Annotated in this window: 23 protein-coding genes; 9 read left to right on the top strand and 14 right to left on the bottom strand. The window is 63.0% G+C overall.

Features of this window, described 5'->3' with window-relative positions; genetic code table 11:
* The 5 genes from BLT08_RS08365 to BLT08_RS08345 are packed head-to-tail and all read left to right on the top strand — an operon-like array spanning position 1 to position 2,854.
* Entirely contained in the window at positions 1 to 516 is a 516-nt protein-coding gene (locus BLT08_RS08365; RefSeq protein ID WP_175529264.1) for a DUF7287 family protein, read from the top strand.
* A gap of 4 nt (positions 517 to 520) precedes the next feature.
* On the top strand, positions 521 to 1,126 hold the full coding sequence (locus BLT08_RS08360; RefSeq protein ID WP_090304858.1) for a DUF7288 family protein: 606 nt from the start codon (positions 521 to 523) through the stop codon (positions 1,124 to 1,126).
* On the top strand, positions 1,120 to 1,581 hold the full coding sequence (locus BLT08_RS08355; RefSeq protein WP_245724179.1) for a hypothetical protein: 462 nt from the start codon (positions 1,120 to 1,122) through the stop codon (positions 1,579 to 1,581). The genes BLT08_RS08360 and BLT08_RS08355 overlap by 7 nt, the downstream gene beginning before the upstream one ends.
* Entirely contained in the window at positions 1,578 to 2,081 is a 504-nt protein-coding gene (locus BLT08_RS08350) for a DUF7266 family protein (RefSeq protein ID WP_090304856.1), read from the top strand. The genes BLT08_RS08355 and BLT08_RS08350 overlap by 4 nt, the downstream gene beginning before the upstream one ends.
* Positions 2,078 to 2,854 (top strand): DUF7289 family protein, encoded by a 777-nt coding sequence (locus BLT08_RS08345; protein ID WP_090304854.1) that lies wholly within the window; start codon positions 2,078 to 2,080, stop codon positions 2,852 to 2,854. The genes BLT08_RS08350 and BLT08_RS08345 overlap by 4 nt, the downstream gene beginning before the upstream one ends.
* A 36-nt stretch (positions 2,855 to 2,890) precedes the next feature.
* On the opposite strand, the gene BLT08_RS08340 is transcribed toward BLT08_RS08345, so the two are convergent.
* The 9 genes from BLT08_RS08340 to BLT08_RS08300 form a co-directional block, all read right to left on the bottom strand.
* A complete protein-coding gene (locus BLT08_RS08340; RefSeq protein ID WP_090304852.1) occupies positions 2,891 to 4,195 on the bottom strand; it encodes a hypothetical protein in 1,305 nt (434 codons plus the stop codon).
* A gap of 117 nt (positions 4,196 to 4,312) precedes the next feature.
* Positions 4,313 to 5,161: a CheR family methyltransferase gene (locus BLT08_RS08335; RefSeq protein WP_090304850.1), complete on the bottom strand. Its 849-nt coding sequence runs from the start codon at positions 5,159 to 5,161 to the stop codon at positions 4,313 to 4,315.
* Positions 5,158 to 5,679, bottom strand: a complete 522-nt coding sequence (locus BLT08_RS08330) for a chemotaxis protein CheD (protein WP_090304848.1) — start codon at positions 5,677 to 5,679, stop codon at positions 5,158 to 5,160. Before BLT08_RS08330 ends, BLT08_RS08335 begins: the two co-directional genes overlap by 4 nt.
* Positions 5,676 to 6,935 carry a chemotaxis protein CheC gene (locus BLT08_RS08325; RefSeq protein WP_090304846.1) on the bottom strand — a complete coding sequence of 420 codons (1,260 nt, stop codon included), beginning with the start codon at positions 6,933 to 6,935 and terminating at the stop codon, positions 5,676 to 5,678. The genes BLT08_RS08330 and BLT08_RS08325 overlap by 4 nt, the downstream gene beginning before the upstream one ends.
* The gene (locus tag BLT08_RS08320) at positions 6,932 to 7,537 is read right to left on the bottom strand and encodes a chemotaxis protein CheC (protein WP_090304844.1); all 606 of its coding nucleotides are present in this window, start codon (positions 7,535 to 7,537) and stop codon (positions 6,932 to 6,934) included. Before BLT08_RS08320 ends, BLT08_RS08325 begins: the two co-directional genes overlap by 4 nt.
* A gap of 34 nt (positions 7,538 to 7,571) precedes the next feature.
* Positions 7,572 to 11,201, bottom strand: coding sequence for an Hpt domain-containing protein (locus tag BLT08_RS08315; RefSeq protein WP_090304842.1), 3,630 nt, complete (start codon positions 11,199 to 11,201; stop codon positions 7,572 to 7,574).
* The gene (cheB, locus tag BLT08_RS08310) at positions 11,194 to 12,447 is read right to left on the bottom strand and encodes a chemotaxis-specific protein-glutamate methyltransferase CheB (RefSeq protein ID WP_090304840.1); all 1,254 of its coding nucleotides are present in this window, start codon (positions 12,445 to 12,447) and stop codon (positions 11,194 to 11,196) included. Before cheB ends, BLT08_RS08315 begins: the two co-directional genes overlap by 8 nt.
* Positions 12,444 to 12,806: a chemotaxis protein CheY gene (gene cheY, locus BLT08_RS08305; RefSeq protein ID WP_090304838.1), complete on the bottom strand. Its 363-nt coding sequence runs from the start codon at positions 12,804 to 12,806 to the stop codon at positions 12,444 to 12,446. The genes cheB and cheY overlap by 4 nt, the downstream gene beginning before the upstream one ends.
* A gap of 140 nt (positions 12,807 to 12,946) precedes the next feature.
* A complete protein-coding gene (locus BLT08_RS08300; RefSeq protein ID WP_090304836.1) occupies positions 12,947 to 13,747 on the bottom strand; it encodes a chemotaxis protein CheW in 801 nt (266 codons plus the stop codon).
* 147 nt (positions 13,748 to 13,894) lie between these two features.
* Here BLT08_RS08300 and BLT08_RS08295 point away from each other — a divergent pair, with 147 nt between their 5' ends.
* Positions 13,895 to 14,353: a chemotaxis protein CheW gene (locus tag BLT08_RS08295; RefSeq protein ID WP_090304834.1), complete on the top strand. Its 459-nt coding sequence runs from the start codon at positions 13,895 to 13,897 to the stop codon at positions 14,351 to 14,353.
* Between the two features lie 61 nt (positions 14,354 to 14,414).
* On the opposite strand, the gene BLT08_RS08290 is transcribed toward BLT08_RS08295, so the two are convergent.
* The 3 genes from BLT08_RS08290 to BLT08_RS08280 are packed head-to-tail and all read right to left on the bottom strand — an operon-like array spanning position 14,415 to position 16,409.
* Positions 14,415 to 15,188 (bottom strand): DUF5803 family protein, encoded by a 774-nt coding sequence (locus tag BLT08_RS08290; protein WP_090304833.1) that lies wholly within the window; start codon positions 15,186 to 15,188, stop codon positions 14,415 to 14,417.
* A 1-nt stretch (position 15,189) separates the two neighbouring features.
* On the bottom strand, positions 15,190 to 15,885 hold the full coding sequence (locus tag BLT08_RS08285; RefSeq protein ID WP_090304831.1) for a DUF2110 family protein: 696 nt from the start codon (positions 15,883 to 15,885) through the stop codon (positions 15,190 to 15,192).
* Positions 15,885 to 16,409 carry a transcription factor TFIIE subunit alpha gene (locus BLT08_RS08280; RefSeq protein ID WP_006089263.1) on the bottom strand — a complete coding sequence of 175 codons (525 nt, stop codon included), beginning with the start codon at positions 16,407 to 16,409 and terminating at the stop codon, positions 15,885 to 15,887. The genes BLT08_RS08285 and BLT08_RS08280 overlap by 1 nt, the downstream gene beginning before the upstream one ends.
* A 136-nt stretch (positions 16,410 to 16,545) precedes the next feature.
* Here BLT08_RS08280 and BLT08_RS08275 point away from each other — a divergent pair, with 136 nt between their 5' ends.
* Positions 16,546 to 17,538: an MBL fold metallo-hydrolase gene (locus BLT08_RS08275; protein ID WP_090304829.1), complete on the top strand. Its 993-nt coding sequence runs from the start codon at positions 16,546 to 16,548 to the stop codon at positions 17,536 to 17,538.
* 39 nt (positions 17,539 to 17,577) lie between these two features.
* Here the strand turns inward: BLT08_RS08275 and BLT08_RS08270 are convergent, their stop codons facing one another.
* Positions 17,578 to 17,811: a hypothetical protein gene (locus tag BLT08_RS08270; protein WP_090304827.1), complete on the bottom strand. Its 234-nt coding sequence runs from the start codon at positions 17,809 to 17,811 to the stop codon at positions 17,578 to 17,580.
* 295 nt (positions 17,812 to 18,106) lie between these two features.
* Here BLT08_RS08270 and BLT08_RS08265 point away from each other — a divergent pair, with 295 nt between their 5' ends.
* Positions 18,107 to 18,775 (top strand): hypothetical protein, encoded by a 669-nt coding sequence (locus BLT08_RS08265; protein WP_090304825.1) that lies wholly within the window; start codon positions 18,107 to 18,109, stop codon positions 18,773 to 18,775.
* 9 nt (positions 18,776 to 18,784) lie between these two features.
* Here BLT08_RS08265 and BLT08_RS08260 read toward each other — a convergent pair whose 3' ends face one another.
* Positions 18,785 to 19,333, bottom strand: a complete 549-nt coding sequence (locus BLT08_RS08260; protein ID WP_090304823.1) for a tRNA (cytidine(56)-2'-O)-methyltransferase — start codon at positions 19,331 to 19,333, stop codon at positions 18,785 to 18,787.
* Between the two features lie 145 nt (positions 19,334 to 19,478).
* On the opposite strand from BLT08_RS08260, the gene BLT08_RS08255 reads away from it, so the two are divergent.
* Positions 19,479 to 20,138 carry a helix-turn-helix domain-containing protein gene (locus tag BLT08_RS08255; RefSeq protein ID WP_090304821.1) on the top strand — a complete coding sequence of 220 codons (660 nt, stop codon included), beginning with the start codon at positions 19,479 to 19,481 and terminating at the stop codon, positions 20,136 to 20,138.
* Positions 20,139 to 20,184: the final 46 nt, after the last annotated feature.

Here is a 20,184-nt window from a genome sequence, read left to right as displayed (position 1 = left end):
ATGACTCGAGATCGACCTCGAAACGGACGAGGCCGCCGCTCGCGGACGGTGTCGCTCTCGCTGCGTGACCGCGGCCAGACCACGCAGGACTTTATCGTCGGGATTGGCGTGTTCATCCTCGCCGTCGCGTTCGTCTTCTCGTTTCTCCCGACGATGTTGACGCCGTTCGACTCGTCGACCAGCGGCGGGCAGACGGCACAGGCTGATCGGGTTGCGGATCGGCTCGTGCACAATCTCTCCGATGGAACAGCAAACGAGATCGACGGCAATCAGTTGGAAAATTACGATGATGATCATAACGTCTCCAAGGCATTGGGCCTCCGTACGAACCAAGATGGAGATCCCATCCAACGGGTGAACGTGAGCCTCCAACCGCTCAACGAGAGTACGACGGTCAAGGGCTTCGGGCCTGAGTACGACGACCAGTCGGCGGCTAGTTCGGCTCGGATCGTGACGGTCGAAGACGGCCCTGATGACTGTGATCCAGCGTGCCGACTCGTCGTACGGATTTGGTGATATCATGCGAGACAACACTACAACCGATCGTGGACAGGCCTACACCCTCGAGGGATTCATCAGCGCGATGATCGTTCTGATGGCGCTTCTGTTCGCGCTACAGTCGATCGTCATTACGCCGACGACCGGCGGGCTGGCGGATCGGACGGTTGAGGCACAGATGCAACAGGAGGCGGAAGACGCACTGGTGATTGCAGCAGAGGATGGCAACCTTTCAGAGATGATTCGACACTATGACGAAGAAAACGATGAGTGGCCCGATACGGACAGTGGTGACCACTACGACGGATCCGACGAATCAGTGTTCTACGAGTTCACTCTTGGTGAAATCCTCTCGGACCGGTTCACGTCGAGTGGCCAGAGCTACAACGTCGAACTGGTCTACTGGAACGAGAGCGAAAATGCGTATGAAAGTGAGGACCTCGTCTACCAGGGAGAATCTGAATCGGTGACAGCAAGTTATACTGTGACACTATTTGAGGACGACGAGCTTACATACTCTGAAAATGATGACACTGAACTCCGGAATACGTCCAACTATCCGGTCACTGCTCTGGACGATTCGAGTAACGTGTACAACGTTGTGGAGGTGCGAGTTTCCGTATGGTAGTTGACCGAATGCGAGAGCAAGAGCATACACGTCCAGGCGGTGGTGAGCAGCGGGATCGAGGTCAAGTAATCCTTATTGGGGCGATCACGCTTGCGTTCATCATCCTCGGTGTCGTCGTCATCTTCAACGGCGTACTCTACACCGAGACGCTTTCGTCGGCCGATACGGGTCAGAGTGCGAGCACTGCAGAGAAGACCGAACTCGAGATTACGCAGGGGATCGGTTGCGTCCTTGAGAAGACAGAAGGGAACAGTAGCCAAGTCGAAGAGAACATTACGGCATTTGCGGGAACGTACCAGAATTCGACAGCTCATTCGAGTCCAACAGCAGTACATATCGATGTCACCGAAGATAATATCTATCCCGAAGAAAATGCGACAGTCGATATAACGTACGACTCAACTGATCTCAGCTACGAACAGGAACGGACGATCGAAGCTGGGTGTCCATCATGATCGGTCCAGCACGGGAGACCGACCGCGGGATGTCCGTCGCGCTCACGCACGTCCTGACGATCGCCATCACGACGATTCTCATCGCGATGCTGTTACTGGCAGGTAATGCGATGCTGGATTCGCAAACGGAGCGATCGACCGAAACCTCGCTCGAGACCGTGGGCGAACGGCTCGCCGGCGAAATCGACAACGTCGACCGGATCGTAGACGAGGACAAGGACGAGGATACTGCGACGATCGTCGCCGACCACCCGCGGACGATTGCGAACTCCCAATATACCATCGAGTTACTTCAGGGAACAACCTGCGAGGAGGCTCCGCTTCTCGACGACTCGAATCCGTGTGTGAAATTGACCTCATACGATGTCGACGTTACGGTTCACGTTCCGGTCGCGATCGATGACGATAGAATCGAGAGTGAAACTTCGGTGACCGGTGGATCGGTCGAAATTACGTACGATAGTGACGACGGGATCACGCTCGCCGGTGGTGACCGATGATCGATCGGCGAGTCGACTCGAGTCCGAAGACGCGATTCGACGACCGTGCTGTCTCCGAAGTGGTCGCGTTCGTGCTCGTCTTCGGCATGATCCTCGTCTCGGTCGGGCTGTTGTACACCGTCGGCTTCCAGGCGATGCACGACTATCAGGAGAACGAACAGCTCACAAATGCCGAGCGCGCGATGGACGCTCTTTCGGACAACTTCAACGACGTGTTGCGCTACAGCGGCGTCGATCAGCGCTACGGTGAGATTTCGATGCGTGAGGGAACGGTGACGACGAGCGGTGACGGGACGGCAATCGATATCGAGATTGGCGATGAGCAACTTGAGGACGAATACGAACAGTTCGACCTTGGAACCGACTCTACGGTTAATTTAGGCGAATTTAGGTACCACGATGGGGGCGACTCAGTCGCCTACGAGGGAGGTGGGCTCGTCCGTGCGGACGAGTCCGGAAGTGCCGTTCTCAAACAGCCACGGATTACCTGCAAGGATGAAACGGCGATAATCTCACTGGTTAGTATCACCGGCGGAGACCACTCGATACAGAGCAGTGAGGGACTTGGCGTTACGATGAGTGTCAATGAGCGATATTCCACTGTTATTGACGTTAATGATGGTGATACGGTCTCGATCGAGGCCAGCAGTACGGACAGTCAGTATGACACTGCGTGGGAATCCGCTCTCAACAGTAACGGCTGGGATGAGGGCAACTGCGTAGAACCCGACCGACTCGTCGTAACGATCGTCGAAGCCGAGATAACGTTCTGATCTCGGCGTCGTCTTTCCAACTCTTTTCGAGCAACCTCACTCCTCCCAGTCCCCAGTAAGCATCGCCCGCAAGCCGGCTCGAGCCACCAGCGCGTCGACGCGCGCCGCCCGTTCGTCCGCGTCGCCGGCCGTTTCGAGGTAGAGCCCGTTCGATAGCTGCTGTGGCTCGGACATGGGCGTTCCGTCGGGATGAGTCGGCGACTCGTGCAGGACGGCGCGTTCGTCCTCGTCGTCGGGATGCCAGGGGACGGTGACGCCCGAGAGCCCGCGCTCGAAGAGGTACTCCGTGGTGGCGACGAGCGCCTGATCCGCACTCGAGTGACCGATCGCACCGACCGAGCCGCGGTCGTTGAAGAATCGGACGACGTACTCGCCGTCACCTTCGGTCTCGGTTTCGTCACCCGTCTCGTCGGACGGCTGCGCCGCATCCGAGTCGACGGCGTCCGACTCCGTGCTGGCTCCGGTGTCGGCTACGGAGTCGGAGTCGCTCGCGTTGGGTACACTCGAGTCCGTTCCGGTGGACCGTGCGTCGTCGACTTCCTCCGGGGGCGTGGGCTCGTCGGTCCGTTCGCGCCGGATGTATCCCTCGCCGAGCGACGTCGAGCGTTCGCCGCTCGATCGGTCCGCTTCGGCGTCCGAAGCCGATGGATCGGAGAACTCGACCGAAACGTCGTCGCTGCCGGCCGAGTCGAGTTCCGCGACAGCACCGCCGGACCCCCCGTCGGCGAACGAGGCGACGAGTCGCTCGAGAAACCGATCGGCCGCGGACTCGAACTCGCTCGCGTAGGCGTCGCCTTGTTCGGTAGCGTCCGTCAACTCATCGACGATCGCGTCGGCCAGATTCGATCGTTCGATGGCGAGTTGGCGAGCGACGAACTCGCGGGAGTGTCGCTCGAGGGACCGACCGACGGCGTCGCGCGTGTAGTGGGCGATGGCCGATTCGTGATCGGTGAGGGAGGAGAGCCGACAGGCCAGTCGTTCGACGTCGGTCGTTCCGGCCAGCAGCAGGAAGTCGCGGCCGTTGGTGTAGATCGCTCGATCGACCCCCGTCCACGCCATCGTCTCGAGTAAGGCGACGGCGCGGGACTTCTCGAGTGACTCACCGAAGGAATCGACGGCAACGAGCAACGCGGGCACGCCGTCGACCGAACAGACGTACTCGAGACGGGTCCCGTCGACGACCGTATCGGTCACACAGGAGTCGGCGTGGACGTCCCAGCCCAGCGTCTCGAGGAGGGGATCGACGAGCCAGGTACGGGTTTCCCGACGCGTCGACGGCGGGGTCGAGTCGACGAGCGCCCGGGAGCGGGTGACGTACGCGTCGAGATCGAGTACACTCATCTACGGTGGTATTCGGCATAGCGGTATGTAAGCATCCGTGTGTCTTTCAGCAGTCGGAACATCACCCAACACGAGCGGCGGGAACGCGGCCGCGTTGGTCGATGCTGGTACCGACAGTCACGTGTTGGACTGCGGTTGCTCCCGCGAGAGCCGGTTGGTTTCCAGGGGCTCTCGGTGGTAGATCCGAAGCCGGGCGTCGCGAACCGAAAAGGCGGATTTTAGCGTCGGCGGGATCGTCTCCGCCTTGCCGATGACGAGGTAGCCGTCCTCCCGGAGCGATCTGGCGATCGTCCGGAGCATCGGCTCTTTGTACTCGTTGTCGATGTAGATGAACAGGTTGCGACAGATGACGAGATCGAACCCCGTCTTCGGATCGTCGTTGATCAGATCGTGTCGCTCGAAGTCCACGGTCCGTTTGACGTCGGCTGCGATCCGGTAGATGCGACCGTCCTGTTCGACGTAGTCGGTACAGTCGTCCAAAAACGAGAGCTGGTCGTCGAAATCGACGGTTCGGGACTCCTCGTAGACGCCGTTTCGGGCCGTCTCGAGTGCGGGTTCGCTGATGTCGGTGCCGAGAACTCGGAGGGACGACTCGTCGATATCGGAGTCGTCGTGTGCGAGCATCGAGACGGAGTAGGGTTCGCGGCCGTCGGCACAGGCCGCACTCCAGACGCGGACCGTCTCGTTGGCTGCTGTGAGCGATCGAAGAACCTCACGGATTCCGGCCCAGACGTCCGGGTTTCGGAAGAAGCCGGTGACGTTGATGCTCATCGCCTCGAGCAGGGCCTGCTGTTCGTCGGCATCGGCCCGCAGTAATTCGAGGTAGTCGGCGTAGGTGTCGCTTCGGGTCCGGCGCATGCGCGAGGAGACGCGTCGATCGAGGTAGCTGTCGTTGTAGTGGCTCGTCGCGAACGCCAGTTCGTCCTCGACGAACGTGAGGAGGGCGTCGAACGCGTCGTCGGTCACAGTTCCGTCACTCCGTTCTCGGCGCGTTCGTCGGCCGTCTTGACGACGAGGGACCCCGTTCCTGGGGTAAACTCGACGGTTCGGCCGTACTCACCACCGACGTCTTCGGCGACCAGTGGGACGCCGAGTTTCTCGAGCTCTGCTTTCGCGGCGACGATGTTTCGCTGTCCGACGCCGTCGCCGAAGCTCTCGAACTCGAACATATCGCTGCCGCCGGCGATTTTTGACTCGACGGTGGTGTAGCTGGCACCCTGTTCGACCATTCGTCGCAGCAGCGCACGGATCGCCGTATCGGCGTACTTGCCGGGTTTCCGGTCGCTGTTATCGGCAGCGTCGCCGTCCGGCAGCATAACGTGAGCTAGTCCACCGATGTCGCTCTCCGGATCGTACAGCGCGATCGCGAGACACGAGCCCAGCCCGTAGGATTTCAGTGTATCGTCGCCCTCGCTGACGACCAGTTCGGAGATGCCGACCTGGACCGGCGTTGGCGCGCCCGGTTCGGATCCGTACGTCTTCATGAGTTCTCGAGTTCCTGGAATTCCGCCGTCGTCGGCGTCTCTTCGATCCGATCGACGTCGAGGTTGTTCAGCGCGCGTTCGAGGTCGTTTTCGTCGGGGATCGCGTACACCTCACAGTCGAACTCCCGACCGTCGGCCATCACGACCGTGTCGAAGACGAACGCGAACTCCTGATTCTCGCCGAGTTGGATGATCACGGGATCGACCGCTGCGGCACCCATATCGTGGATGAACTCCGGCGTCGAGTGGTCGATCGTCGTGTCGAGAACGTTGGCCCAGCCGTCCAAGAAGCCACTCGCCATGATGTTGCCCAGTTCCTTGATCGCACTCGTTCCCATCTCGCCGAAGCCGTCCTCGTCGACCTCCATGGGAACCATCGCATCGACGATCTCGTGGGCGGACTCCTCGTCGAACAGGAAGAGCAGATAGCCGCTCGGCATCCCGTCGAACTCGAAGGCAACGCCGACGAGCGTCTCGTCGGCCACCTGCTCGGGAATCGCCTCGAGCGAGACGAAGTTCAGCCGGCGAATCTCGACGCTGGTGTCGATGCCGGTCAGCGTCGTCGCCGTCTTGGCGACCTCCTCGGCGCCACGTTCGGCCATCCGATCGAAGCCGTCGAGTTTGTCGTACTCGATGCCGCCGCTGGTCCGCAGGCGATCGAGGAGTGCGGCCATCGACTCTCGCTTCGGGAAGAGGTAGTGGCTGAAGCCGATTTCGGTGCCGACGGTCTCGATACTGCTCTGGAAGAGCAAGGCGAGATCGTCCTCGTCCGGGGTCTCGTCGACCTCACCGAAGAAGGGCTCGGCCGTCACGCCCTCGACGAACTCGGGCGTCGAGACGTCGATAACGGTCTCTAAGACGTCGGCCCAGCCGTCGATGAACCCGCTGTTCATGATGTGGCCGACTTCGGTTACGGCGCTCTGGGTCATCTCGTCGAACTCGCCCGCGTCGACGTCGATATCGGTCTCCGAGTCGGAGTCCGCGAGCAGCGTTTCGACGACTCGAAGCGCATTCTCGCGCTCGAAGACGACCATCGAGTAGCCCTCGATGGCGCCGGTGAGTTTGACGCGGACGGCGACTTTCTCGGTTGCGTCCTCGAAATCGCGCCGAATTTCGCGGCCGCGCATGAAGTTGAGTTTCGTGACGCCGACCTGCGTCTCGACCTCTGTCATGTGGGTCAGTCGACCCGCGGCGAGCCCGGCACCTTCCCGGGCCATTCGATAGAACGTTCCAAGTGCGTTGACGTCGAGTTTCATGCGGGTTGGACTTCGATGCCGTTGACCATTTCGACGAACTCCTCGAGATCGGGGAACGCGTAGATTTCGGCCTCGATCTGGTAGCTCGGAACGGTCAGATCCGAGTCGAAGAACAGTGCGAGATCGTCGCCGCCGAGCCCGGCCGTCCGGGTGACGATGTCTCCTGTCGGTGCGTAGACGAGCTGTGGGGCCGCGATATCGATCGCGCGCCCGAGGACGTCCGCCCAGCCGTCGATGAAGCCACTCGCCATCATGTTCCCCATCTCCTCGACGGCGCTTCGGGCCATCTTCCCCGAGACGTCGCCCATGTCGTCGACGACGTCACGCAGCATGATCGCCGTGATCTTCTTCGCGCTCGCTTCGGGGAAGAGAATGAGGATGTGCCCGTGCGGTGGGTCGAGTAGTCGAACTCGAACGCCGACGCGTTTGCCGGCGTCGAGCTGTGATTCGATGTCGTCGACGTCGACGAAGTTCGTCTTCGTCACCTCCATCTGGGCGTTCTCGCCGGTCAGTTTACTCATGTTGTCGGCGACGCCGTTCGTCCCGACCTTTGCCATTTCGTTGATGAAACTCAGCTTTCGAATGTCGACCATTAGCGTCATGGGTTCCTCCGTGGGTGTGGGTATTCGTTCATTGTCATAGTGTCGTCACGTCAAGAATGTTGACTACCTCCCCCCGCCCCCGTACCGTCGCACCGCTGAGCCCCGGAATGTCGCTCATAAAGCCCTCAAAGGGCTTGACGACGACTTCCTGTTGCCCGTGGACGTGGTCACAGTGGAGGGCTACCGGCCGAACGTCGTTGCGAATGCGGACGAGCATGCCGTCCCCGTTCGCACCGGCTCGAGGCGTCTCGAGGGTCTCGTCGAGGCGAACGACCGGATACTCGTCGGTACCGTCGGCGAGGACGGGTTCGCCATCGACCGTCTCCAGTCTGTCTGCGGGTTCGATGTCCAGAACGGTCTTCGTCGGGACGCCGAACTCCTCGCCGCCGCACTCGACGAATAGGATGTCGTCGATCGCGACCGAGACGGGAAGCGTCATCGTGACGGTCGTCCCCTCGCCGGCCTCGCTGTCGATCGCGACGGTTCCCTCGAGGTCCTCGATCGTTCGTTTGACGACGTCCATCCCGACGCCGCGGCCGCTGACGTCCGTCACCTCGTCGGCAGTCGAGAGCCCGGGGTGGAAGATCAGTTCGTAGGCCGCTTGGTCCGGCAGGTCGGCGGCTTCGTCCTCGGTGAGGATCTCGGCCTCGACGGCCTCCGAGCGGAGGCGGTCGGGGTCGAGCCCGCTCCCGTCGTCTTCGACCGTGATCGTCACGCGGTCGCGCGAGCGATCGGCGTGCACCTCGACGGCGCCGTCACGGGGCTTCTCTGCGGCCTCGCGCTCTTCGGGCGGTTCGATGCCGTGATCGACGGCGTTTCGAACCAGGTGGATCAGCGGATCGCCGATTCGATCGAGGATACTCCGGTCGAGTTCGACGTCCTCGCCGGACATCTCGAACGCGACCGCTTTGTCCTGATCACGCGCGATGTCGCGGACGACCCGCGGCAGGCGGTTCGTCACCGTCTGTAGCGGGACGAGTCGGACGTCCATCACGGTCTCTTGGAGTTCCGTCGTCAGATCCTCCAGGTCGTCGAGTTCCGTCTCGAGCGCCCCGGTATCTTCGCTTTCGGTCACCGCGTGCCGGAGCCGAACGCGACTCGTGACCAGCCCTTCGACGAGCGTGAGCAGCGAGTCGATCTGTTCGACGTCGACGCGGACGGACTGGATCTCGTCTGTCTGCTGGTCGGCGTCGGGTCGCTCGTCCGTTTCCGAGATCGAGATGTCCGGCACCTCGAGCGTCGGTTCGTCGATCCGACGGACGACGTCCTCGTCTGCATCGCCGCCGGTCTCGGCAGCAGCGTCGTCGAACGAGGCGGCCGTCGTCTCGCTCTCCGACGAACTCGACGCTGTCGCATCGAATCCGTCGTCGTCGATGCCGAACGTCTCGTCGTCCGGTGTCGCCGAGACGTCACCGAACGCGTCACCGTCGTCCGCATCGGCGAAGTCGGTGTCGTCCTCGAAGACGTCGTCGGTAAACGAATCGTCGGCGAACAGGTCGCCCTCCAACTCGTCGTCGAAGGCGTCGTCGGCGAACGGATCCGCGTCCTCCACGCCCGCGTCATCGTCGTCGTCGAACGACTCCGTGTCGGTGCCGTCGTCGAACGACATCGTCGAGTCGAACTCGTCCTCGAGAGCCGTGCCGAACTCGTCTTCGAACTCGGTCTCGTCGTCCGATTCGGCTGTACTGTCCGCGTCGTCGAGTCCGTCCGCAGCGTCGGCGGTGATTGCATCACCGTCGTCCGCCGCATCGCTCGGCTCTTCGTCGTCCGTCTCGACCGAGGACGGGGAGTCGTCTTCGGTCTCCGTCGCAGGGCCATCCGGGGCGGATACCTCGCTCGCCTCGGCCGCGTCGTCGTCCGTCTCAACCGCGTCCGCGTCTGGTTCGACCGACTCGGAGACGCCGTTTTCGGCGTCCGCCGCCGATACGGGATCATCGTCGTCGGCTGCATCGACTGCTTCCGACTCCGACAGTGGTGAGTCGGGTTCGGTAGTCACGTCGGGTTCGCTCTCGTCTCCCTCGCCGAACGCGGCGTCCGGTTCGGAACCGACAGCGGTCTCGGACTCGATGTCCGGTTCGGATTCGGTATCCGCCTCGAGTTCCTCGTCCGTGGATTCGGTATCCGAATCGGAATCGATCTCGGGTTCAGCGGCGGCGTCCGCCTCGAGGTCGGTCGCCGGTTCGGTTTCGACTGGCGACTCCGAATCCGCCGTCTCTGCATCCGGTGTCGATCCGTCGTCGACCGCGATATCGCTGTCGTCGGATTCGAGACCCGTTTCGCTCTCGAGGCCGGTTTCCGTCGCCTCGTCCGCTGGCGACAAATCGGCCTCGTTTTGCGCCGTTGTCGCGTCCGCCGTCACAGCTGTCGACTCGGACTCCTCGCCCGACTCGACCAGCATATCGTCGATGGTCGCCTCGGTCGGCTCCTCGTCGTCGAGGAACGAGGTATCGTCGATGTCGACCTCGTCGCCGATGAGTTCGTCCATCCCGACCTCGTCGTCGTCGTCGAACTCGTCGAACTCGAGTTCGTCGAGTTCGTCCTGCAGTTCGTCGAAGCCGACCATCTCGACCTCGCTTTTGAGTTCGTTGAAGACGGCGTTCGCGTCGTCGACGTCCGCTTCGTCGTTCGCGGGTGTGGCCTCGTCGGGTTCGGAGCCCGTATCAGCGTCCGTATCGGCGTCGACGCCCGATTCGTCGGCCAGTTCGTCGTCCTCGAGGAGGTCGTCGAACGTCCCGGCGTCGCCCATGTCGTCGAACGCGTCGAGTTCGTCGTCGCCGACGTCCTCGACCATCTCGTCTAAGTCGTCGAACTCGTCGAACTCGTCGAGCAGTTCGTCGACCTCGAGATCCTGCGCTTCTTCCGAAGAGATCGCGTCACCCGGCTGGGCTGTCGGTGTGTCGCCGCCCGACTCCGCGTCGCCCTCGCTGGCCGCGCCGGCAACGCGTTCGAACTGCTCGGTCACGTTGACCAGTTCGAACTCGTCGACCTCCTCGACCGGCTCGAGACCCGACGTAATCGCGGTCTCGCCGACGGCGCTGCCGAAGACGGCGTCGAACTGTCCGCCGTACGTGTCGGCTTCGATCTCCGCTCGCGGCGGCTCGGTGCCGATGAGATCGAACGCGTCGATGAGCGCGTCGACGACGAGTTCGCCGTTGTTGACGTTCGGACGGTCCGCGATATCGAGCCGGACCAGATACGCGTTGTGTTCGTCGTCCGCCGGCGGCTCGAACCGCTCGAGGACGGACTCGATTTCGCTCGGCGTCGGGACGCCAATGCCGACCGCGTCGGCATCGTCGCCGAGATGCTCACGGAGCGCTTCGATCGTCGCCGTCGGATCGGTTTCGATCTCACCCTCGGCCGACACCTCGTCGACCATCGTCTCGAGTTCGTCGACGCCGTCGAAGATGGCGTCCATCAGTTCGGGCGTCACCTCGAGTTCGTCTTGCCGGACGGCATCGAGGAGGTCCTCGATCGCGTGTGCGAGATCGCTCGCCGACTCGAGTCCCATCGCGCCACAGTTGCCCTTGAGCGTGTGAGCGACGCGGAAGATGTTCTCCATCGCGTCGTCGTCGGTCGGATCACGCTCGAGCGTGAGCAACGCGTTGTTCAGCTCCGTAATTCGTTCTTCGCTCTCCTGAACGAAGTCGGTTAGATAGTCACTCATCGGTCTCACCGTCCGTGTCGAACGCGTCGACGATCGTCTCGACGAGTTCGGTCGCGGGTGCGATATCGTCGACACAGCCCGTCTGAATAGCCTGACAGGGGATGCCAAAGACCGGACTCGTCGCTTCGTCCTGTGCGATGGTGTGCCCGCCGGCACGCTTGATCGATTCGATTCCCGCAGCTCCGTCACGGCCCATCCCGGTCAGCACGACGCCACAGATCGGGTCGACAGCCGTTTCGGCCGCCGACTGCATCGTCACGTCGATCGCCGGACGCACGCCGTGGATCCGCTCGCCGTCGTCGAGTCGAACGCGAAGGCGGCCGCCGACGTTGTTCGCGACCTCGAGGTGGGCGTCGCCGGGGGCGATCGCCGCCTCGCCGGCGCGAACCAGTTCGCCGTCGCTCGCTTCGCGAACGTCGTACTCGCTGAGGCGGTCGAGCCGCTCGGCGAACCGTTCGGTAAAGCCCTCGGGCATGTGCTGGACGACCAGCACCTTGGCACCGAGGTCGGCCGGGAGCCGTTCGAACAGTGCCTCGACGATCTTCGGGCCGCCGGTCGAGGCGCCGAGGACGACGGTCGGATCGTCCGCGTGATCGCCCTCGAGTTCGATCGGTTCCGGATCCTCGTCGGATTCGCTCTTGCTGCCGGCTCCGGATCCCGGGCTGAACGCTCGTTGGGCGTCGGGGCCAGCCGGTCGATTCGTCGTCGATCCGCCGCTGACTTCGAGGGAGCCTCGCGAGTCGGCTCCGGCTCCGGCTCCGGCGACTGCCCGTCCCGTGGCCACGTCGCGGTTCGCCCGGGACGACCGCGTCGCGTACGCGGACGCTGAAGCGCGAGCGAGTGCGATCGAGGAGACGTTCGCGTTCGCGAGTTCGTCGACTTTCGCGACGACCTCGCTGCTGAGATCGGCGAGCGTTCGTCCGTCCGAGCCGTCGGGTTTGTGGAGGAAATCGATCGCGCCGCGCTCGAGGGCGTCGAGCGTCGTCTCCGTTCCCTGCTCAGTATGAACGCTCAGCATCAAGATTAGCGTCGGGTTCCTCGCCATAATTCGCTCGACGGCGTCGATACCGCCCAGTTCGGGCATCTCGACGTCCATCGTGACGATATCCGGATCGTACGCGGCGGCCGTTTCGATCGCTTCCGACCCGTTCGTCGCGGTCTCGACGTCGTAGCCAGCCTCCGTGAGTGCGTTGTCGACGACTGTCCGCATGAACTGTGAGTCGTCGACAACGAGTACTCGCGTCATGCAGTCGCGACGTCTGTGAGAGCCTTTCTGACGCTGGGTTCTTCGAACGGTTTCGTCACGTAGCCGTCCGCACCAGCTTTCACGGCAAGTTTCATTTTCTCACGCTGCCCGACGCTCGTACACATGATGACTCGGGCGTCCGGATCGATCTTCTTGATCGCGGCGGTCGCCTTGATGCCGTTGCACTTGGGCATCACGATGTCCATCATCACGATATCGGGGTCGTGTTCTTTGTACAGTTTGACTGCTTCGGCGCCGTTGGACGCTTCTCCGAGAATGCGGTAATCCTGTTCCAAAATTTGGCGCAGTAGATTCCGCATAAAATGAGAATCGTCCACGATGAGCACCCCTGTCGACATTCAGTAGTACACCAAACGCTGATAGAAATACAACTACCATAAATGCTGTCTCTCGATTATCAGTCGTGATAAGTGTCGAATACGGGGCAAAGACCCCGTTCAGACGACGACATCTGAAAACGCGGTTTCGACCCAGTCAGCTACGCTTGCTGTCCGGATGCCAACAGCAGGTTCTCGACGTCGAGCAGCGGCGTGCCGTCGACGACGAGTTCTCGGGCCCGTTCGTCGTCGGCCTCGACGGGCTCCGACTCCGCCGACTCGTCGGTCTCGAGTTCGAAGGGTTTCCCGACGACGGTTCCGGGACCGTCCGGTGACTCGCCTGCCGGTGGCGACAGTGCGGTGGCACCGCCAAAATCGGTCTCGCCGCCGGTTTCGGACGCGATAGCTGTCTCCGGCTGACTCGAGGAGACGAGCCGGTCGACGTCGGGGGCCACCTCGCGTTCCTGTTCGATGAGGGCGACCACGAGCGGGTGGGCGAGTGCATCGCCAGAAAGCGGGGACTCCTCCAGCGACGCTTCGTCGTGGACGTCGCTCACGGGAACCGTTTCGACGCCCATCACGTCGTCGACGCGAATCGCGACCGACTGCTGGTCGGCCGGCCGGTCGAGCACCAGCAGTCGTTCCCGCCCGACCTGCTCGTCGGTTGCGAGGCCCGGAAAGTGAACGTGCGGGTCGATCACGGCGGTGATCTCTCCCCGAAGGTCGATCATGCCCTCGATCGCGTCGGGGGAGCGCGGGACTCGCGTCACCTGTTCGGAGACCTCGGCGAGCGTTCGAATCGCGTCGACCGGCAGCGCGAATCGGTCGTCGCCCAGCCCGAAGTAGACGAACTGTTCGAGTTCCACTTCGTCCTCGTCCGGGCCGTCCGCGTTCCGACGATCGGGGTCGTCGGCATCGTCGATATCGATTCCGAGAAGTTTTTCGGAGAGATCCGGTACCATGTTCTTGCTCGTCCATCACATTCCAACACTAAAACGTTGACTCCCACGGCGCGTCACACTGCGCTGGCCGCAGTCGCCACACGACTGATCGGTCCGGACCAGCGAACCCGAACTGTTTATTTTCCCCCTCCTAAATTTTGTAGCAGCATGGCATCGGCGACAACGCCCGACGATTCCGACGATCCCGTTAGCGTTCTTACCTTCGATCTCGAGGACGACCGATACTGCGTCAGAGCCGACGCCGTCGCGTCCGTCTTCGGCGTGACCGACGACGAGTCGATCGCCACGGCGGACGATCCGTGGAACGCTGGCTCGGTTTCGGTCGGGGGCGAACGAGTGCGGGTGGTCGACCTCCCGAGGGCGTTTACGTCGTCGGTTCGAACGACGGCCCGCGTCGACGAGCCGAAGCTCCTCGTCTTTCGCGTCACCGACGCCGACGACGCCTACTATGGCTGGCTCGTCGACGACGTCGACGTCACGCGGACGATCCGGCCGAGCGATCTCGAGGAGACGCGAATGGGCCGACACATGCTCCACGTCAAGGGGCGCCTCGAGATCGACGGCGAGGACGTTGTGTGGCTCGACGAACAGGCGATTCACGGCTAACGCTCCGTATCGGTGCTGTTCTCCGTCGGTATCGAACGAAGTGACGAGCGGGTCGCCGACCTCACTTCATGCCCGGCGGCGGCCCGTCGTTGGAATCGTCGTCGATATCCACGTCTAACCCCATCTCCTCGCGCTGTTCCCGGAGTCGCTTGACCTTTCGGTAGTAGTAGGCGATCCCGATGCCGCCGACGGTGGTGACGACCGCCACCAGGCCGATGAACAGCGGGATGTCGCGAGTGAGGTAGTACTGCAAGTTGAGCGTGCTATCCATCTCGTCCCAGGTGAGTCGTTCTCGGTCGTCGACGACCTCCCGTTCGTAGCCGCCGGGATTGACGTCGCCGAACAGGAAGGCGGTGGTCCGGTGTCCTTCGGGAATCGTCACCTCGTAGGAGCCCTCGACGTAGGCCGGCAGCGTGAACGACTTGCGGTCGGCGTCACCCGAGAACGCGAGCGTGCCGTTGCCGTCCGGAACCCGGACGTCGGTGCTCGTCTGGCTCTGATCGACGTCCAGCTCCGAGCCGGTCACCTCCGTCCCGTTGGGATACCAGTAGCGGACGCTGTGGATATCGAGGGCTCGATCACTGTAGATGTTCGATCGGTACAGCGAGAGCGACTCCCTGTCTTCCAGCTCGTAGACCGCACGGAACTCGCCGCTGCTGATCAGGCTCCCGCTCTCGAGGTCGATGGCGACGTCGGCGTCACTGTCTCGTAAGTCGTCGTACTCCTGCTCTTGGTCGAGGTCCTCGTCGGAGATGCCGCCGAAGAACATCGAGCAGCCGGCTAGACCGACGAGCAAGCCGACCGCGAGCACCGCGAGAACGAGCCGTCGATTCATGTTATGGGACGACACAGCGGAGCTCCGCCGGGAGGTACTCGCCGACGCTCGCCAGCAGGCCGGGCGGGTCGGTGTCTTCTGGGCAGATTACACTCTGCTCGAGGAGTCCGAGTCGCTCGACCGTGACGTAGTCCTGGGCGTGGCCCGCACGGTTGAGCGTCGCCCGAACCTCTGCGCGAGTCGCGCTGTTGACGTTGAGTCGGCCGTTCCCGCGGGTCCACTCGTAGAGGCGATCCTGTTCTTCCTCGGCGAGTCGCGGTGGGTCACCGCCGTCGTCGCCGTTGCCGGTGCCGTAGACGAACCGCAACGGGAGATGTTGAACCAGTCCGTACCGTTCGCGGATCTGGATCGCCGACCCCGGACCGAGGCCGAGTTCCTCGGTCGGAATCCGAACGCCCTCGCCCTGTCCGGCGTCGAGCACGAAGCCGTCCTCGTCCCACGACTCGAGCGTGCCGACGTAGGTCTCGCCGACCTCGAGGTCGGGGACGATCTCGCCGAACTCCTCGCGGAGGACGTTGCGCGCGACCGTGGCGTCCTCGCCTTCGATCGTCACGCTCGGGAAGTCGTCGTGGCGGATACCGATCTCGAACTCGACGTCGAGATCGCCGATTTCGTTGTTCACGAGCGAGCGCAGCGAGTCCAGCGCGCGGTCGCGAGCGTCGCCTTCGATGTAGAGTTTGGTTGCGAGAACTACCATTAGGCGTCCGCGTCGATGTTGAGTTCGTCCTCGAGCGAGTCGAGGCGGTCGTCCATCGAGTTGACGAGGCGGTCGTTGTCCATCGATTCCAGCGGCGAGCCACACTCGGGGCACTCGAAGCCGAAGTCCATCGCCTCGCCGAACTCGAAGCGGATGGAACAGATCTCACAGAGGTAGAACTCGTGGTTGCGCTCGTACTCCCGACGGTCTTCTAAGGCGTCGTGAAGCCGATACATCTCCTCCTCTAAGTTCTCCGGGATGTTGCCGTACTCGAACGTCCAGAGGTAGGTGAGCCACCCCGAATCCTCGTCGCGCAGCCGTCGGTAGGTGGCCAGATCGTTCTCGTACAGGATAAACAGCGCCCGCCGCACGTCGTTCAACTCGAGATCCAGATCCTCCGCAAGCTCCTCGTCGGTCACTTCCCCGTCAGGCGGCGCGGCCGCGACGGGCATCCCCTTGGGACCGACCAGCTCGTGCAAGTACTTCTGGATGACTGGATCCTCGAGCAGGTCCTCAAAAGCCATTACCTACGTGTAACGGCATGAAGCCATTAAGTCTTATTACACTGGTTCGCCGTGCGACCACCTCGGGTGTGCATCCGCGGGAGGCGCTCGCAGCAGAGAGTAACCTTCACCTTTCCGGACCGCCGTCTTCGAGTCAATGGATACCGACGCCGAAGGCGCCTGCCGAGGCGATCGTCTCTTCTCGACGATCCATCGCCTCGAGTTCGACGTGCCGTGGCCCCCGAAACACGTCGCCGCGTACGTGATCGACGGACCCGAACCGATCATGATCGACGCCGGCACGCCGACCGATGCGGGCGAGGCGGAGCTCGCGGCCGGCCTCGAGCAGTTCGACTACACGATCGACGACATCGACCACGTGCTCGTCACGCACGCCCACAGCGACCATCTCGGGCAGGCCGGCACGCTGCGAGAGGCCGGCGCGACGGTTCACGCGCCGCGGGCGGCCCTCGACCGACTCGAGCGCGACCCCGAGACGGTCCGCGAGGCGGTACGCGAAACCGCGCGGTCGGTGGGGTACACCGATAAAAAGGGCGAAGAGATCGTCGACGAGGAACTCGAGTCGCTGCGGCGCGACGTCGAACTGCTCGACCCGGCGACGACCGAGCCGATCGACCCGAACGCCGCGTTTTCGGTCGGCGACTGCGAGTTTCGATCGTTGGCGACGCCGGGTCACGAACTGAACCACCTGAGTTTCGAGACGACGCTCGAGGGGGCAACCGTCCTCTTCTCCGGCGACGCGCTGATCGAATCCTTCCGTGCCGGGACGTTCCACGCCGGGATCCACTGGGAGACCTACGACGGCGTCGATCGCTACTACGACGCGATGGATCGCCTATTGGAGACGACGGCGACCCACGCCTTCCCCGGCCACGGGCCGACGTTCGAGGACCCCAACCGGGTCGTCGGACTCACGCGCGACCGACTCGATAGCCTGGTCGCGGAGACCGAAGCGGCGCTCGCCGCGGTCGAACCCGCGACGCCGCTGTCGGTCGCCGATGAGCGGGCCGGTAGCGTTCGCTACATGGCTCCCGTGTTGGATACGATGGGGGCGCTCGGCACGCTCGAGAATCGGGGAGCGGTGACGTACGATCTCGAGGACGGCGTTCGGTTCTACCGGACTGACTGAGCGGAAGCGGGAACCGCTGTGGCCAGATGGCCGTGGCAGCTACTCCGTCGAGTCCGCATCCGACGCGTTACCCCTGTTCCGGAGCACGTTCCAGGTGACGGCGAGAAGCAGGACGACGAACGCCATCGCGAACCCGTAGAAGACGCCCATCGCGATCGCCTCGAAAAGCGTGTGGCCGGTCGCGAGCAGGACGATTCCGTTGATGACGGCGAGCGCCGGGGCGAGCATGAACCACTCGATCGGCGTCCGGGGAAGCGGCGAGTCTGAGTCCATACGCCTGCTGCGTTCGCAGACGGTGAAAAACTAGCCCTTCGTCGGTCGGGCCGTCCCCGTCTCACCCTTCGGGTCGTGCGACGGCACACGTCACCACTCGTCCACAGCAGTTCGTCACCTGTTGTCCGCGGCGGTTCGACATCCCCCGTCCGCTCGCCGCGTGTTCCCCGGAGTGCGTGCTGACAATTCGACTTCGATCGCTGCTCGCCGACTCGAGACCGGTTCGCACGGCGATTTACGAGTCAGCCCCGAATCCTCGATACTGTTAAGAACGATAGTGTCTACGTTGGTGCAAATGGTCCGACAGTTCGCAGCCCGGTTCCGCGAGGGGATCGACACGGCGGATCTCGTCGGCGCGGTCGTCCTCCTCGGCGTACTCTACGCGCTCGGTCTCGAGTCGTCCGCGGTCGCGGTCGTCCTCGGAATCGTCGTCGTCACACCGCTCGTTCGAACGACCGCGGATGCGGCGGGACTCGACATCGAGCCCGCACTCGCGACCGTCGTACTCGGCTCGATCGTCCTCGCCGCCGGCGGCTACGGCGTCCTAACCGACGACTCCTGGCTCGGCCCGGCGCTCGCCGTCGTCGGGGCCTGGATCGTACTCGACGGGGTCGACGCGTGGCGCAACGGCACCCCTCCCGACGAGCGGAGCGAGGACGAGCAAGACATATCGAACGACGAACTGCTCCTGCTGGGAGAGCACAACCGCTGGCTGATCGAGACGCTCCGTGAGGCCGATCGACCGCTCACCGCCGCGGAGATCCAGTCGCGGACGGGGCTCACCGAATCCGACTTCGAGGGTCTTCTCGAGACTCACGGCGAGTCGGGTCCGATCGAACGGGTCGGCAACGGCTACGTGATCGACGAGAACGAGATGGGTGCCGTCGCGATGGCTCGACACGTCGTTCGGACGGTCGGCCGACGACTGCTCCGGCCGTTTCGACTGTTTCGGCCGTCCGGTTGAGTTCGTTCGTTACTCTTCGTCCGTCGACTCGACGCGCTTGCCGGTCTCCATCGGAATCACTTCTCGGTCCGCGTCCTCCCACTCGCGCTCGAGTTCGCGACCCTCGAACAGCCGGTCGAGAAAGACGGCCAGGCCGGCAACCTCGGAGTGGGGCTGGTTCGTCACGCCGACGTTCCAGTCGGCTTCCTCGTAGACGTCGAACGGGACCTTCTCGGCCCCGACGACGACGAGGATGGGGTTGCCGTCATCCCGGTGGGCGGCTCGAATGTCGTTCTCGACGTCCTGTACCTGCTCGCCGTACATCGTGAGGTGGACGACCCGCCCCTCCCAGTTGCGGATGATTCCCTGCGGCGAGTCCGTGAGATCGACCTCGAAGGGGCCGCCGAACCGGTCGGTGATGTCCGCGACGGTGTCTCTGGACTGGCCGGCGTTGTCGGGGACCCAGACGCGGTCGGCACCCAGCGCCCGCGCGGTCAGACCGACGTGGGTCGTCATCCGCTCGTCTCGACCGGGCCGGTGGCCGAGTCGGAGGACGGCGACCTCGCTGTCGTCGTGCATGCTCGAGTGGACTCCCGGGCGAGGTTAGGGGGTTTCGTTTTGGTAGCGACGCAGGCTCGCATGCGGTGTCGTTTCGTATCGGCGTCGGATGGACGTCTAACGAACCCCGTAGCAGATATTTACCGGCGGAGATAACGGTCGGAGCATGGCTACCGAGGCGACGTTTACGGTTCCGTCCGAGGAGTTCCCGTTGGGGAGCGTCTTCGAACAACTGCCGGGAGTGACGGTCGAACTGGAGCGAATCATCCCGGCACGTGACGTGGTCGTTCCCTACTTCTGGGTTCGCGGGACTGCCGCCGAGGACATCGAGAATTCGTTTGCCGCGCATCCGGGGGTGAAGGGGATCCAGCTCGTCGATTCCGTCGAGGACGAGCACCTGTTGCGCATCGAGTGGACGCTGGATTACGCCGGCGTTCTGAACACGCTGACGGAGACGAATATCGCGCTCATCGAAGCGGTCGGAACGAACCAGCAGTGGACGTTCGAGATCCGCGGGGACGACCGAAGCGATATCGCGTCCTTCCAGCGACGGTGCAGAGAACTCGAGATTCCGATCACGCTGACGAAGTTGCACGCGCTCACGCCGATAGAGACGAAGCCCGAAGCGGCGCTGACCGATTCGCAGCAAGAAGCGCTGGTACTCGCCTACAACCGCGGCTACTTCAACTCCCCGCGGGAGGTGACGATGGACGAACTCGGCGAGGAACTCGGCATCACGCAGCAAGCCGTCGGCTCTCGACTTCGACGCGGTATCAATCAAATCCTCGGGAGTTCCCTCTCGGACTTGGAGAAATCTTCCCGCTGAGTATTTAAACGGATTGTGTGCGAAAAAGCGACGCTAAACAGCGCCG

The sequence above is a fragment of the Natronorubrum texcoconense genome (assembly GCF_900100335.1).
GTDB lineage: Archaea > Halobacteriota > Halobacteria > Halobacteriales > Natrialbaceae > Natronorubrum > Natronorubrum texcoconense.
Note: the sequence above shows the minus strand (reverse complement) of the source record. Positions and strands in the feature narration are given on the sequence as shown.